The organism is Novosphingobium silvae, from assembly GCF_009856825.1.
Classification (GTDB): Bacteria; Pseudomonadota; Alphaproteobacteria; order Sphingomonadales; family Sphingomonadaceae; genus Novosphingobium; species Novosphingobium silvae.
The window spans coordinates 1-15,192 of record NZ_WVTD01000038.1; the positions used below are offsets into that span (position 1 = coordinate 1).

The following is a 15,192-nucleotide window of genomic DNA, read 5'->3' on the forward strand; positions in this document are numbered from 1 at the left end:
CTGACCACGACACGATCAGATCCGCCTGCACATCACCATCACGTCGCATCGCCATCGTCGCTGACCGCCTTCTTTCCGTATCCAGGCTGAATCAGATCACACCGACTTCGTCAACGCGCTGTTAGAGCGCCTGAACCATGCGGAGAGATCATCCACCCAGCCATCAAGCACCACGACACGGCAATGTTCCCTTAGGGCCGGAACCAGTTCGTCCAACAAGTAGCGGGACGACTTGCGAACCTGAACCAGCACGTCCACGTCGCGCTCGCCGTCACTACGATGATCATCGACCTCCACGACGTTCGGGACGTAAGCGACATAAGAGTTTGGCGCATGACGGCCCCAGTAGGCCATCGTGTGGCGGCTGACGCACAGGATGGGCACGCTTGGCGGCATCGTCATTCCCCAACCGCTGCTATGCGCAAAGTAGATGACGTCCTCGCGCGCGAGGAGGTCAAGAAGCCTTGCCACATCCGGCCCCCAGTGGATCACGAAGATCGGCTTCTTTTCAGGCGCCGTTCCATTCAGGTAATCGTCCAGATGCGGGCGCCCAGCAATCCGCTCACCATAGAAGGCGGCCTCTGCACGCGTGAAGCGGCGGCAGGCTTCCAGAAAGCGGACTTGAGCGGAATTGCCGCCCACGTCCATGCGGTCGTGAGGAAAAAGGAAGATCAGCGGACGCATCGAGGCTCCATCATCAGCGGGATGTTGCGGAAGTCAGGGATTGCGAAATCCTGCACAAGCGGTCGGGCAGCGCCTCGTTTTGCTGGAGGGAGGCTGAAGCAGGCCGTGCCCCGACACTGCGAGTTTTTGAAAGGCGTTTGAGCCACGCCTCCTGCAGGCTGGCGATCGTGAGGCGACGCGCTGTGCGATCGGTCGCCATATGGCGGACCGCATGAAGAAGGCGACCTTTCTTGATTGCGTCGATCGCCTCGACGTGCATCAAGGCACCGGCCAGGTTGTCACGGCGGTTCTGCAGCAGCGTTAGAACGTCGCCCTGATCTCCTCCCCGGTAATCGCAGGTCGCGTGCAGAAGTCCCTCCAGATCAGCCCGCGAAAGGCGATGAGAAGTGGAACTCGAGTGCTTGCGGTAGTAATAGCTTGCCTGCGGCATGTAGAGATAGCGTGCGCCCGCCAGCATCGCGCGCAGTATAAGGTCAAAATCCTCGCCGATGCGCAGGCGCTCGTCGTATCGGATACCGTTTTGGCGCAGGAAGCCAAGGTCGAGAAGGGGCTTGAGGTATCCGAGCGAAACGTCGCGGTTTCCGATCATTCCGCGTTCCACAAACTCTTTCGTGGTGATCATCCGCGCCTGTTCCCACGCTGAGCCCCGTGCGAAGGCGCGGGCATCGAACCCCTCAGCCGCCGCTTCGAACTCGACCATGTTGGCGGCGCGAATTTCTACTGGTCCGACGGGATGCGGCGCGATCAGCCATTCGAGGTGCCGCGGATGAAGGATATCGTCGCTGTCCAGGATGGCGGCGAACTGCCCGCGCGCCTCGGCAAGGCTCGCATTTCGGACCGCGCTGAGACCGCGAACGGGTCCGGGGATCACCCGCACACGAGCATCGCGACGAGCGTGATCGCGGGCGATGTTTGCGGTGGCATCCACGGAGCCATCATCGACGACAATGATTTCGAGATCTGAGATCGACTGTTCCCGCGCCGACTGGATGGCCGCATCGATGTATGCTGCAGCGTTACGCGCAACCATGAGGATCGACACCAAAGGCGTAGTCATCGCAACCTCGGGAATGGTTTCGGGCGGGGTCGCCCGGCTAGATCGCTGCCGATGCTAGTCCACTCGCTTGTGCCGACGAACGCCAATGATATCCAAATCGGAGCCGAAACTGTCGGCCATGCGCCCGTATCGCACTAGAGTGCGCACCTGGAACCACTCCACACGGCTCATGGAAGAAGGACGCCACCACGGCATGACCGACGCTATCCGCCGCAGCTGCGTGTTCGATGCAAGCCGGCTCGTCCTCGCAGCGGCCTTGATCCTTGTCGCTTTCGCACCACTCGCCCCCGCCCTTGCAGCGAACGCGCTGGATGGCCTCGGAGCACCGGTCTTCGACGAACGCTTCGATCGGTTCGACCATGGCATCGACCAGAGGCGCCCCTTGCGTCCGCACCGTTGGCGGACTGTCTTCGGGCACGGAGGGGCCCGGTCGGTCTCCAACCGGCAGATGTCCGCCGGCAGCTTCGCCTCCGACGCCTGGTTCTCCGGCATGACGCCCGCAGGACCGGGAGCACGCCCGCTCGGCCTCGATCCTTTTCTTCATGAGCGCGGTGAGCTGACAATCCTTGCACGACCTACGCCGAAAAGCTTGCGGCCGCTGGCCTGGAACAAGCCGTTCTACGGCGGCGCAATAACCACGAAGTTCAGCTTCTCTCAAAAGTTCGGCTATTTCGAGATCGAAGCTCGTCTTCCGGCGGGTAAGGGGATGTGGCCTGCGTTCTGGTTGATGCCAGTGGATGGCACTTGGCCCGACGCAGGCGAGATCGATGTCTTCGAGGGCCTGGGTAATCCGCGCATGATTTTCTGCACGGTGATCGCCGGAAAACAGAAGAAGGCCACACGCGTGAAGCTCGACTTTGATGCGTCCGCGGGATTCCACCGCTACGGTGTCCTTTGGGGCCCAAGCGAGCTGACGTGGTTCGTTGACCGAAGGGTGGTTGCCTCCGCTCCCACCCCGACCGCTTTGACAAATCGCGAGGCCTACATGATCGCGAACCTTGCCGTGGGGGGCGCTTGGGGTGGGTACCCGGATGCGGACACCTCCTTTCCTGGCCGATACCAGATTCGCCGTATCACGGCATGGCCGCACCCCGGCCGATAGGAGCTGTTGCGAACGCAACCGCTGGCCATTGCGCACAAAGCTTGAGGCGCAAGCCACGAGCTCTCCTTCTATCGACTTGAGTCGTCCGACACGCCCTGCAAGACTGCGGGGCAGAGGATGACGAAGAGGAAATGATGGATCACGAGCAGACGGCCGATCTCCCTTACCTGCGCAAGGTAGTGGGAGCATCGATGGCGGGGACCATCGTCGAATGGTATGAGTTCTTCCTTTACGGGACCGCAGCCACCCTCATCTTCGGCAAGCTGTTCTTCCCGCCCACGGGTAACGAACTGGACGGCGTGATCGCCGCGTTTGCCACTTACGCGGTGGGTTTTATCGCCCGTCCGCTGGGCGGTGTCCTGTTCGGTCACATTGGCGACAGGATCGGGCGAAAGTCGCTGCTGCAATTCAGTCTTATGCTGATCGGGTGCTCGACATTCCTGATGGGATGCCTGCCCACTTTCCCCACGATTGGCTACTGGGCGCCGATCCTGCTGGTGGCGCTCCGCTTCGTGCAGGGTTTCGCCCTTGGTGGAGAGTGGGGCGGCGCTGTGTTGCTGGTCGCCGAACACAGCCCCAATCAAAGCCGCGCTTTCTGGGGCAGTTTCCCGCAAGCTGGCGTTCCGCTCGGCAATCTGCTTGCCACCATCGTTCTGCTGGTACTTTCGGGTACACTGTCGAACGACGCGTTCCTCTCATGGGGATGGCGTGTAGGCTTCTGGCTGTCTGCCGTGATCGTCGGCATTGGTTACTACATCCGCACGCAGGTGAGCGATTCGCCCATATTCGAGGCAGCCAGATCGGCGGCAGAGGAGCGCGCCCATGCAGGCTATGGCTTGACGGAAGTGTTTCGCCGCTATCCGCGTGGCGTATTCACGGCAATGGGCCTGCGAGTGGGAGAAAACATCCTCTACTACATGGTCGTCACGTTCTCGATCACTTACCTCGCGCACATCGGGGTCGAGACGACGCAGATCCTGGGATTGCTCTTCTGCGCGCATGTCCTGCATGTCGTGGTGATACCGATCTTCGGCACCATGGCGGACAAGATCGGAAGACGCCCCGTCTACATCGCAGGCGCTGCGCTTACGATGGTTTGGCCCTTCGTGGCGTTCCCGATGTTCGGCACGGGTAGCCTGCTCATCATCCTGGGAGCCATTTTCATGGGGATGATCGTCCATGCGCTGATGTATGCTCCGCAGCCTGCGATCATGGCGGAGATGTTTCCCACCCGCATGCGCTACTCCGGCGTTTCGCTAGGATACCAGGTGACGGCAATCTTCGCAGGGTCGTGGGCGCCGCTCATCGGAGCAACCCTTCTGCGCAGATACGACGACTGGCTGCCGATCGCCTGCTATATTCTGGTGGCCGGAACGATCAGCTTGATCTCGGCACTCGTGATGTCGGAAAGCAAGGGTGTGTCCCTGCTCGCCATCGACCGAGACGACGAACGCCAGTTGCGTGAAGCGTCAGCACGGCGACCTTCGCCCGACGGATAGGCGGGTGATCGGGAACCATCCGAACCCTAGCGCCGCGAATAGCATGACGGTAGGCGCGGTCAGGGTTCCCGGACGAACCAGCTCCACCGGTGTCTTGCTGAACTGCAGCGCAAGGAACGCCAGCCAGAAGCATGTCGCCAGCGAAGGCGTGAGCACGAACCGGCGCAGCAAGGCCAGCACTCCCGCGATCCAGGTTGCGACCATTATACCGACGCCGAAATACCCGGTTTCCACTATCGTCTGGATGTAGCTGTTGTGGAAGGAGAACGCGGTGCCCTCCTGTCGTACGTCGAAGTAGCGCCAAAACCCGATTGCGTCCGCATTGGCCGGATTCCAGAAGCCGAAGTAGCCGACGCCCAGCAAGGGCCTTTGCGCGATGATGAACTGAGCCCGGTACCAGAGGTAGCCACGGCCCGTCAGACCCGCGTCCTTGCCCGACATCTCCTGGACCATCGCCAGCAAAGGTTGGAACAGTAACGCCGACAGGAGCAACAATCCAACCAGCGCGCCAGTGAACGCAAGCTTGGCTGCCGGCGAACGTCTTCGCAAAACGAGCAGTACGCCCAGCAACCCGGCGGAAAGGAGGAGCGAAGCCACGGCCCCGGCCGAATGCGCCCGGACAGTTGCCAAGGCACAGGCAGCCGCCAAAGCGATGCTCAGCATGCCCACTGCCACTGCCCTGCGTTCCACACAGACGTTAGCGATCACCATCGCAAGCAGGGTTGCTGTAGCGGAAGTCTCCGCGAAGAAGTTCTTTGCCTCTCCTCCCAATCCGTAAAGAGCCATGGCGCCATCGTTGCCGTCCGGACGAATGTTGCCGGCCGCCAGCGAAATGGCCGTGTAACCTGCGTAGGCCACGAAGAGCCCGGCGAGCACCGCGCGTGGACGCGCCGCCTGCGAAAGAAGCAACCCGATCATGGCGGTGAGGCTCATCTGGATGGACGCCCGCAAGGTGACGGCGGGGTAGACGGCCCAGAGCGTGGAAAGCAGGGCGAAGGCCGGGTAGCAAAGCTGCAGCCAGCAGCGCGCCATTGCATCGCGGCACTGCTCGATACGCAGCGCTGCGTAAAGTGCGGCAAGGACCAGAAACAGCAGTCCACCCAGCGTGCCGAGGTTCGCCGGAATGCGGGATGCGACAAGCAACGCAGCGAAAGTCCCATCCTGTACCGATTGCCTGGAAGCTACCTCCCTCAGCACGCTGGGACGGGTGGCGATTGCAAGGGCTGTGCTCACTTGGAGGTTTCCTGGCGCAGGTTGACCTTGCGGTGCGCCGCCTGCGTGAACGCAAGCCGATCTGCCTGTCTTTTCGCCCACCTTCCAAGCGGGCGCTCGACCCGGGCGTGAACCGCAACGGCAACCGCCACCGCACTGAACATTGCTCCTGCCATGAGCACAGGGGCTGTCAACGGCGTGAGGACACCGCTTTTCGTCGCAGCCATCGTCCACGCCTGGGTCACGAAAGGATGGGTGAGATAGAGGGCATAGCTCGCATCGCCGATGACCTGAAGGGGCCGCCAGCCCAGCATCAAGCCTCCCTTTTCGGCGACCAGCGCCGACAGGACCACCAGTGCCGCTGGCGGCAGCGAGACCGGCCAACCGCCCGGCAACGGCCAGCGCGCGACGATCACAAGCGCGACCAGCGCGATCAGGCCGACCGCCGCCGCGAAGCCGGCAAGTTGCCGCGACTTGGGCAGTCGCGGATATATCCACCCGATCAGCATTCCGGCTGCAAACTCGAGCAGCATCGGCTGCGTCAGGAAGCGCACTTCGGCCGGCAACCTGCGGTTCAGCACTACTCCGGCAGCGACCGCCAGGACGAGAAGAAGAACTCCCAGCCCGATGCGCTTTGCCACGGTCGGCATCGTGAGAGCGAATGCAAAGAGAAGGTAGAACGCCATTTCAAGGTTGAGCGACCAGCCGACGAACAGGACAGGCCGCATCGTTCCATCATCCCGGAGATGAGGCAGGAATGCCAGTGAACGCAGCAAGGCACCAAGGTCCGCCCGGGTGCCTCCCAGCAGGGAGGGGGAAGCCAGCGCCAGCGCGAACACCAGCAGCGTCAGCAGCCAGTACAACGGCGCTATGCGAACCAGTCGGTTCAACAGGAAAGCTCCCGGCGAGACGGAGCGGTGGGAGGTGGTGTGGACCATGATGAACCCGCTGATCACGAAAAAGAGATCAACGCCCACCGCAAACAGGTTGAAGAAGGTCTTGCCGGCTCCAAGTTCGGCGCCAAGCACCTCCAGATGGACGATCACCACCAGAAGCGCAGCCATGGCACGCAGGACCTGAATGTTGAGCAGCATTGTTCGACGAGCCCCCAAGAAAGCACTTCCCGGTCCGACACTCGCGCCGTCGCCTATGCTGCGGATAAGCCATAACTGGCTGGAGCGATCACTCGCTTTCGCAAAAGGCAAATGGCTCGAAGCCGCGACACCTTTTAGTGCCGCGGCTTCGATACCCTGCCCCGGCGGCCGGGTCGACCGACCCGCCGGGAAGTCTGCTTCATTCTCGAGTAACTTGATGCTTTGCAATCAGGCCATGAGGCCGATCGAGCTCGCATATTCGCTCGACGTCATGAAGCTGATGTCGGAGAGCGCGAAGTGATCGTCGCCGATAAGGGTGATCTTGTCCACGCCGATGGAAACGACGGTGCTCGTCGCCGTATGGCTGATCGAGACCGCGCTCGACTTCGCACCCACAAGAACCAGTTTGTCGACGCCATGCTGGAAGTCGGAAACGGTGTCCTTGCCATATCCGGCACCGAACACGAAAGTATCAGCACCCGCGCCGCCGGTGAGCTTGTCGTCGCCAACACCACCATTGAGCACGTCGTTGCCGAGCCCACCATCCAGCAAATCGTTCCCGGCCCAGCCAAACAGCTTGTTCGCACCGTCGTTGCCGTAAATCTTGTTCGCGAGCGTATTGCCCGCGCCATTCTTCGCAACGTCGGTGAGGCGCAGCACCTCAACGTTGGCCGGAAGCGTGAAGCTCACCGACGACATCACGGTGTCGTTGCCCTGATTAGCCTGCTCGATCACGCGTTCGCCTGTCTGCCCGACGATATAGGTGTCGTCGCCGGTGCCACCGACCAGAGTATCCAGACCGCCAGCGCCATCGAGGTAGTCGTTGCCGCCAAGACCGGTGAGGACGTTCGCGCCCTCATTGCCGATGATGCGGTTCGCTTCAGCGTTGCCGGTGCCATTGATGTTGGCCGTGCCCACGAGGCGCAGGTTCTCGACGTTCGCGGCGAGAGTGTGCGTCACGCTGCTGGTGACCAGATCAAGCCCTTCCTTGGCCGCTTCGACGACCTTCACAGACGCATGGTCTACACGGTAGATGTCGTCACCCAGACCACCCTGCAGCGTATCCGCACCGCCTGCTCCGTCCAGGTAGTCGTCGCCAGCAAGGCCCTTGAGCAGGTTTGCCGCGCCGGTTCCGACAAGCCGGTTGTTGAGCGCGTTACCGACACCGTCGATGGCCTTGTCCGTCGTCAGCGTGAGGTTCTCGACGAAATCAGGCAGCGTGTAACTGTCGCTCGAGAGAACGGTGTCCATTCCGCCGGTCGCGCTCTCCACGATCTTGTCGAGCTTTGAGCTTACACGGAAAGTATCGTTGCCACTGGTGCCGGTGTAAGTCTTACCCGTCACCACCCCGGCATTGCTGCCGTTCGGGTTGGCGGGAGCCGATGGCGCCGGAGCACTCGGCACCGTCGTCGGCGCAGTGGGTGCAGGCGCGGTCACGGGCGGCTTGGTGGCAGGCGTGCTATTCGAACCGCCATGCGAATAAATCGTGTGCGCGCCCTTGATCGTGGCCGAAACGGTGTCCTCGGTACGGTAAGCGCGGACATAGTCCACCTTCATCTCGCCGGTGCCGGTGGTTTCGTCAGCTGCGCCGCTCCAGCTGCCGGGGCCGCCGACCGCCAGATTGACGAGCATGTACATCTCCTTGTTCATGGCCGCGGGCGTCGCCTGACGCGCCACTTCCATCCCGTCGATGTAATAGATCACACGCTCGCCGTTCCAGTCCACGCCATAAGTGTGGAACTTCGTGGTATCGAGCACGGCGCGATCTTGCGTGTGGGCGTTCTTGCCGTTCTCGATCCCATGGCTGGTCATGTACAGAACGTTGGGATCCTTTCCGAGCATCTCGAAGACATCGAGCTCGGGCGGCCAGCTATTGTCTGTCGGGAGCAGCCAGAACGCCGGCCAGAAGCCCTGACCTGCGGGTAGCGCAGCCCGGATCTCGAAGTAGCCATACTGCTGGGCAAAGGTGAACTTCGTGGTGAGGAGCCCGGACGTATACGTATGTCCCCCGATGTACGGCAACACGTCCGCCGTAGCCGGCGCGGCGGTGATGGTCAGGATCCCGTCATCGATACCGAACGGATTGACGCCAAGCGGCTTCTTGCCCGTTCCTCCCCAATCCGCGTCCATGTAGACCTGCGTCTCGTGGTGCAAGGTGCGACTGGCCACGGTGCCGGGGCCGCCGTTGCCGTATTCGGTGCGCCAGGTTCCACCCTTGTGATAAAGGCTGAGCGCGTTGAAATCGTCGCCGAAGTTCAGCGTCAGGGCAGAGCGGTTCAATTCGTAGGTGAAATCGGAGGAGACCAGCGCCGACGCTTTGACTCCGCGCAGGACCAGTTCCTCACCATTTCCGAAATGCAGCACGGTATCCGCGCCGACCTGCTTTGCGATCGACTGGATCTGGCTGAAGTTGGTCACGCCGTAACCGGAAAGCTGAATCTTGTCGCCACCGGAGGCGAAGTCCGCGATGATGTCACTGCCGTTGCCGGCGGTCACCAGGAAAGTATCGTTGCCTGCTCCGCCGATCAGAACATCGTCACCGGCACCGCCGTCGAGTTGCTGCTCGTAGCTGTTCCCCATGATGACGTTATCAAGCGCATTGCCTGCGCCATACCAGGAGTTCTTGCCTTCCAGGATCAGGTTCTCGAAATTGGCGCCAAGCACGTGGTATACGGACGAGCGGACGGTATCGACACCCTCGCCCGCCAGTTCGAACACTTTGTCCTTCTCGGACGAGATGATGTAGGTGTCGTCGCCAAGACCGCCGGCATAGGTATCACCGCCGCCATATCCGCGCATGACGTCTGCCTGAGCGGTGCCGTTGATGGCCTCGGCGCGCGCCGTCCCAAGGATTGACTTGCTGTAAGCAGCCGAACTCTTAAGTGAGACTCCTGAGTGGTTCTTATACGAAAAAGACATGCTAGAAAAACCTCGCCGGCGAGGCTCAATTGCCTCGTTTGCCGAGCGGGCTAATATTTGAATCATTCACAAAAGCGGCATAAGGACTCTGGTAAACGACTTTTAATCGATTGCAGAGACCTTGAACTTGCATAGTCCCTTCAGGTACTCGCAAGAGAGATCGAAGATACGGGCGTAGGCGGCCTTTCGTCGTTCTCCGAACTCAGCAAGCCCGAACATCACGATCACGGTCGCTGCCGTCGCTGCAAGCCCCGATACTGTGTAAGTCATGCTTCCGGGCCATATCGCTGCAATCAGCACCATAACCGGAAGATGCGCGATGTAGAGCGTGAAGCTGGCGCCGGCGCAGTAGCGTACGACTCGCTCGAAACCGTCTGGCCAGATCCGGTGCTCGGGCGCGCAAGCGGCGAACAGCACGACCAGCGCCGCCGTCAACACGGCCAACACAAGGTAGTACCCCATGCTTGCGAGCACCGCCCCCGGAGCTGGCCACTCGAACAGAGGGACAGCGACGCCCCCCGCCGCTTTCCGCCAGATGAGTGTCAGGAGCACAACTACACCCAGCCCTATCCACCCGCCTGTCGGGGCCCTGCCCGCATACCGGCGGACGAGAGACCACGCAGCGACACCCACCAGCCAGAGCGGGAAGGCCAACAGTATGCGCGGGCCGCATAGAGCCGCCCAGCCCACCACGAGGCCCCAGCGCCAGTAGCCTCTGCCGTAACACAGCACTGCAAAGCCCGCGTAGTAGGCAACTTCAAAGCCAAGTGACCAGAATGGCGCACCGGTGCTGATCACTGAGCGATCGAACCAGATCTCGTTTGTGAAAGTCAGATACCGAAGAATACCCCACGCATTCGGCGCCTGTCCAAACGTGCCTCCGCTTGCAGCATCCGAAAGTCCATAAAGGTGAGGTGCCAAAGGACTGCCCAGGAAATAGCAGACTGCCATCACGACGATGGCCAGCGGCACAACGGAGTACATTCGAACGGCTCTCGCTCGCGCAAATGAACGCCAGTCACGTTCTTTCTCCGTGGTGACGAAGGCTATGACAAATCCCGACAGGGCGAAGAAAATGACCACGCCTTCTTTCGCACTGTGCGCGACGAGGTCGGGTAAATGCATCTGATAGATCCGACCCGCATGCGCTATGAGCACGAGCAGGGCCGCGAAGAGGCGGAGAAGGTCCAGGAAGACTGACAGGTTTCTATTCAAGGTCATCTGCCAATTTGACCCGGTGCACCGGCCGTAGAGCCGTCGGGTTCCAGAGGTGGACGGCACCCCCGAAAGGCAGGCGAGCCGAATTCATAAACTTGTTGGACTATGGACGCCTGCGGAAAGGCCGCAATGCGAAGTGCATCCAAAATCCAGCCAATCCGCCACCCCAGCAACTCAGGATGCGCAACTACGATGTTCACATGCTCCGCGCGTGCACAACAGGCGCTGACAGAGTGCCGCTCGCAAGGGGTAGCTTAATGCCGACGCGCACACCGCATCCCAGCATGCTATGCGGTAAGCACCGGAGCTTGCTCGTACCTCTTTTCCAAGGCCTGCAATCGACACAGCATCTCATCCCTCAGGGCGTCGCGCCGATGAAATGAACTGAGGCAAGGATCGGCGGCCGCCAGATCGGCAAGGGCGCGCGCCGTACGCTCCGGACTGAACCCCAGGAACTTGCGGGTTGCAGGTATTGCTTCAAGGACCTGTTTCACCCGTGCTTTCATGAACGGCACTTCTGCAGCCGTCTGGATGCGCCCGCGAAACTCCCCGAGTGCCAGTTCCTCGTTGAGGGCGAATACCGAACCGAAAGCTTCAGGAGGCTTGCCGAAACGAAGTAGAGGCATCGCATCCGGAGGAGGAACAAGGGTGACGTCCACCCGAAGATCGAGCGAGCATGTCCAGTCCGCCCACTTGGCACGAGAAAAGTTGCGTGACACTGCAAATGCGCGCCAGGGCACACCAAATGCGTCGGCCAGAATTGCCCCGTGTAACGATTCGGTCAGCACTAGAGATGCGTCTTTGAGTGCACCTATTACCAAATCTGGCGTGCCCCTGGGATCGACCAGATGGAAGCCTGCCATGCCGACAGCTTCCGCCCAACCGGGAAAAGCTATTGTCTCGAAGTGAGGGACAACCACGGTGCCGCCCGTTCCGCCGAAAGCATTCGGTTCCTGAAAGCGCGTGATGAGCGGTGCAAGTATCCCGCCGTCAGTCAACGCAGTCTTATTGGGCAATCCAAGCACACGGGCAGTCAAGGGCCCACGTACGCAATGGTACTCGACCTTGCGTCCCCTCCAGCGCCGATCATCGCTGTAACCCGTTCCGCTTGAGAAGACGTGAAGGCTTTCGCTGCCTTGTGGGTCCAGACCAATGATGGTGCCAATTCCGACAAAAGCATCCGCGCCCTCTCCCCCATCGCTGTCGAACAGGCCCGGCGCGAGTTCGGGCCAGATAAGATCGTTGAGATCGTCACCAAAGTTCGGGACGGCAGGCCGGTACCGCAGCAATTTCATGGGCGCTAACTCCAGCAGGAGCGGACGATCTGAACTTCTGAGAGGAAACAGACATCGTCCAGCATGGTGACAGATGAGCCTGCGCGAGCCACTCCATCTCGACGAGACCGCACCGGGTGGGCCCGCCTTTACACACCCCGATGAGGAAGAGAGGCATGTTTCGCATCCGGAATGAAGAGCCCGGTTGTGCCAATCGACCACCTTGCACGTCGCATATTCTGAAAACCGGAAAAAATATCCGTTTCTAATAAGTATAATTGCACATAGCTCACCACTCAGGCCTCTTTGATTCCTCCATAGTGGTCAAAAAAGCCAGTACACTAAGATCGGTTATAGAAAGACTTCTTGAGTGAGCGAATACCTTAGAACTATACCTAACAGGCCGTAAACAGGGTGGTAGCTGAAACTTCGATGATTCGATCTGATGTCGATCCCGAAGGTGAATCTGTTTCTCGCGGCAGTTCAATTGATACGTGTTTTCACTCAGGAGGATGATATGGCTTTTGTATTGGGAGCAGCGGAGAGCGACCGTCTGGCCGGAGGGGCTGGCAAGGATGTCCTCGCGGGAGGCGCAGGCATCGACTATTTGTTTGGCGGCGGTGGGAATGACTGCTTCACGATCCGCCTGTCGGATTTTGACGCCTCTCTCACGACCAACACTCGCCTTGGCGCTCAAACCCAAGACTTCATCTACGATTTCTATGGCGCTGGCGGGTATGAAGCCGGCGGGAACAACGACTTCCTCTACCTTGATGGCTTCGGAGAAGGATCCACCATCGAGTTCACGGGGTACGGCTTCAACAGCTCGAACCCCGATGGCGATATTCATGCCCAGTACTATACCATCCACAGCACGACGACTGGCCTCGACTATGTTATCGCGATCGGCTCGATCAACGGTGACCAACTCGTCCTTGGGGACTACAACTTCTACAACTGAGACTACCCAGCTTTCTTGAGCTGTGTAATTTCGGGAGGGGGGCGCTCGGCGCCTCCCTTTTCGCCCTTCGCTCACTGCGAGTGCAACGACGAGTGCTCCCTTGTGCCTTTACTCCACCATCCTTGGCGGAACGTATGATTTTCATCAACGCCATGCCTGTCCATTTAGGCCCTAGTAAGCTCCTATACGCCTATCCTGTAAGAACTGTCGGTAATGGAACAATATGGATGAATATCATCGATATTGAATGAAGATAGCTTTGTAACTTTACCCCTTTGTACGCCACCGTACCACGGCAACCTCCAATCCACTTCTAAACGAAGCAACTAAGGTGCCGTGCATGCCCAAATTCTGGATTGCCTTGTCACTGTCCATCACCGGTTGTGTGGTCTCCGGATGCATGACGGACAGCGGTAGGCTGCCGGATTTGGCTCAGGCCCCCGCCGGTACGAACTACACGTTAGGAGCCGGCGATAAGCTGCGGATCACCGTGTACGGTGAAGACAAATTGACCGGCGAGTACGTCGTCGATGGCGGCGGCGCGATCGCGTTTCCGCTGATCGGCACCGTACAGGCAAAAGGGCTTTCCGCGCCCGAACTCGCCACGCAGATAACCGCTGCCTTGAGCAAGGGGTACCTGGACAACCCGAGCGTTGCAATCGACGTTCTGAATTTCCGGCCATACTACATCCTTGGCGAAGTCAACAAGCCCGGCGAATACCCGTATGCCGAAGGTCAGACCGTCTTCAGTGCTGTAGCGAAAGCCGAAGGGTTCACGTACCGCGCCGACGAGAAGCGCGTCTTCATACGGCACAAGGATGGTGCTGCGGAAGTTCTCTACCGGCTTGATGGAACGACGCCGGTCCAGCCAGGTGATACGGTTCGTGTGCTTGAGCGAAGGTTCTAGCCATGAGGCAACTGCGACTTCGTAGTACCGCGTACAGACGGCCGCCCGACATCAGAAAATCGGGTCGGATCTCCAGCGGGTTAACCGCTCTCATCCTTTCGACTGCGTGGAGCCAGGTGGCCGGAGCGCAAAGCATCGGCCCCGTGATCCAGGAGCCCGACGACGTGCCGGGCACTAGGATCATCGCTGGCTTTTCTCCGATTGGATATGACTTCCAAGGCTTTCACGTTCTGCCGTCCGTCACGTTTGGTGCAGGGCTCGACAGCAACGTCTTCTCTCGGAAGACGGTTAGGGAATCGGACGTGGTGGTGCAGTCTGAGCCTCGGCTTCGCGTGCGCAGAGAAGGTCGGTTCAGCAGTATCGCGTTCGATGCAGTGGCGCGCACCAACACTTATCTGCGATTGTCCGATCAAGACTCTACCGAGTATCGCTTCGACGGTACTTACACGCGGGGCACCGTTAGCCCGGACTCCATCAGCGTGAATGTAAACTACCGGCGTGAAGCTGTTCTTCGCGGGACGGTGGAGAACGATTTGATCGGTGGCGAACCGTTGATGCGGCGCGTACTGGGCGCCTCGATAACAGGGCGAAAACAGTTCAACCGTGTCTCGATTGATGGTCAAGCTATCGCAGGACGCCAGCGCTACGAAGACATCGAGAATGGGGGAGCCGAGCGGATCGATCAAAGCTTCCGAAATGTCGTCCGTTATGGCGCGCGTGGCGTTCTCTCTTACCAGGCAAGTTCCCGAACGTCCATATTTACGGGTATCGAGTACGATCGATTTGATTATGCGCGATCACCCTTGCTGGAAAACCGGGATGCCACGAACTGGAGCGGTACCGCCGGGCTGCGATATGAGTTATCCCGTGTTCTTGTCGCTCAACTTGGCGTTGGATATCGCAGCTACAACTTCACCGATCCGCAGTTGGGAGCGATCAAGGGCCTCGCGCTCTCAGGTCATCTCCGATATTTCCCATCGCGTCTTGTCGCCCTCCGCGGGGTTATAGAACAGAGCAATACCACCAGTCCCTATGATCTGGTCGGCGCCGTCACCCTGACGAGCGCGCGCGTAGAGATAGAGTACGAGATGCGGCGCAGCCTTTCGTGGAATGCGTCCACCAAGGTGACCCTCGAGGATTATCAGCGCGTTGACGAAGTCGGTGTGATCTGATTCAGCCTGGATACGGAAAGAAGGCGGTCAGCGACGATGGCGATGCGACGTGATGGTGATGTGCAGGCGGATCTGATCGTGTCGTGGTCAGAT

Annotated in this window: 12 protein-coding genes; 5 read left to right on the top strand and 7 right to left on the bottom strand. The window is 60.0% G+C overall.

Going from position 1 to position 15,192, the window contains the following annotated elements; translation table 11 throughout:
• Window positions 1-96: 96 nt before the first annotated feature.
• Both GR702_RS21200 and GR702_RS21205 read right to left on the bottom strand, forming a co-directional pair.
• On the bottom strand, window positions 97-684 hold the full coding sequence (locus GR702_RS21200) for a hypothetical protein (protein WP_160987536.1): 588 nt from the start codon (window positions 682-684) through the stop codon (window positions 97-99).
• 13 nt (window positions 685-697) lie between these two features.
• Window positions 698-1,741: a glycosyltransferase family 2 protein gene (locus tag GR702_RS21205; RefSeq protein ID WP_160987537.1), complete on the bottom strand. Its 1,044-nt coding sequence runs from the start codon at window positions 1,739-1,741 to the stop codon at window positions 698-700.
• Window positions 1,742-1,997: 256 nt separating this feature from the next.
• On the opposite strand from GR702_RS21205, the gene GR702_RS21210 reads away from it, so the two are divergent.
• Window positions 1,998-2,843: a glycoside hydrolase family 16 protein gene (locus tag GR702_RS21210; RefSeq protein WP_160987538.1), complete on the top strand. Its 846-nt coding sequence runs from the start codon at window positions 1,998-2,000 to the stop codon at window positions 2,841-2,843.
• Between the two features lie 131 nt (window positions 2,844-2,974).
• Window positions 2,975-4,342 (top strand): MFS transporter, encoded by a 1,368-nt coding sequence (locus GR702_RS21215; RefSeq protein WP_237449865.1) that lies wholly within the window; start codon window positions 2,975-2,977, stop codon window positions 4,340-4,342.
• Here GR702_RS21215 and GR702_RS22735 read toward each other — a convergent pair.
• From GR702_RS22735 to GR702_RS21240, 5 genes are all read right to left on the bottom strand, one after another.
• Entirely contained in the window at window positions 4,313-5,575 is a 1,263-nt protein-coding gene (locus GR702_RS22735) for an O-antigen ligase family protein (protein WP_160987539.1), read from the bottom strand. The genes GR702_RS21215 and GR702_RS22735 overlap by 30 nt on opposite strands.
• Window positions 5,572-6,648 (bottom strand): acyltransferase family protein, encoded by a 1,077-nt coding sequence (locus GR702_RS21225; RefSeq protein ID WP_160987540.1) that lies wholly within the window; start codon window positions 6,646-6,648, stop codon window positions 5,572-5,574. Before GR702_RS21225 ends, GR702_RS22735 begins: the two co-directional genes overlap by 4 nt.
• 228 nt (window positions 6,649-6,876) lie before the next feature.
• Window positions 6,877-9,633, bottom strand: a complete 2,757-nt coding sequence (locus GR702_RS21230) for a family 16 glycosylhydrolase (protein ID WP_337192670.1) — start codon at window positions 9,631-9,633, stop codon at window positions 6,877-6,879.
• A gap of 36 nt (window positions 9,634-9,669) precedes the next feature.
• Window positions 9,670-10,788, bottom strand: coding sequence for an acyltransferase family protein (locus GR702_RS21235; RefSeq protein ID WP_237449867.1), 1,119 nt, complete (start codon window positions 10,786-10,788; stop codon window positions 9,670-9,672).
• A gap of 284 nt (window positions 10,789-11,072) precedes the next feature.
• Complete coding sequence (locus GR702_RS21240) at window positions 11,073-12,080, bottom strand: polysaccharide pyruvyl transferase family protein (RefSeq protein WP_160987543.1); 1,008 nt, start codon at window positions 12,078-12,080, stop codon at window positions 11,073-11,075.
• Between the two features lie 496 nt (window positions 12,081-12,576).
• On the opposite strand from GR702_RS21240, the gene GR702_RS21245 reads away from it, so the two are divergent.
• From GR702_RS21245 to GR702_RS21255, 3 genes are all read left to right on the top strand, one after another.
• Entirely contained in the window at window positions 12,577-13,020 is a 444-nt protein-coding gene (locus tag GR702_RS21245) for a calcium-binding protein (protein ID WP_160987544.1), read from the top strand.
• Between the two features lie 340 nt (window positions 13,021-13,360).
• Window positions 13,361-13,927: a polysaccharide biosynthesis/export family protein gene (locus GR702_RS21250; protein ID WP_160987545.1), complete on the top strand. Its 567-nt coding sequence runs from the start codon at window positions 13,361-13,363 to the stop codon at window positions 13,925-13,927.
• Window positions 13,928-14,070: 143 nt separating this feature from the next.
• Entirely contained in the window at window positions 14,071-15,099 is a 1,029-nt protein-coding gene (locus GR702_RS21255) for an outer membrane beta-barrel protein (protein ID WP_160987546.1), read from the top strand.
• The last annotated feature ends 93 nt before the right edge of the window (window positions 15,100-15,192 follow it).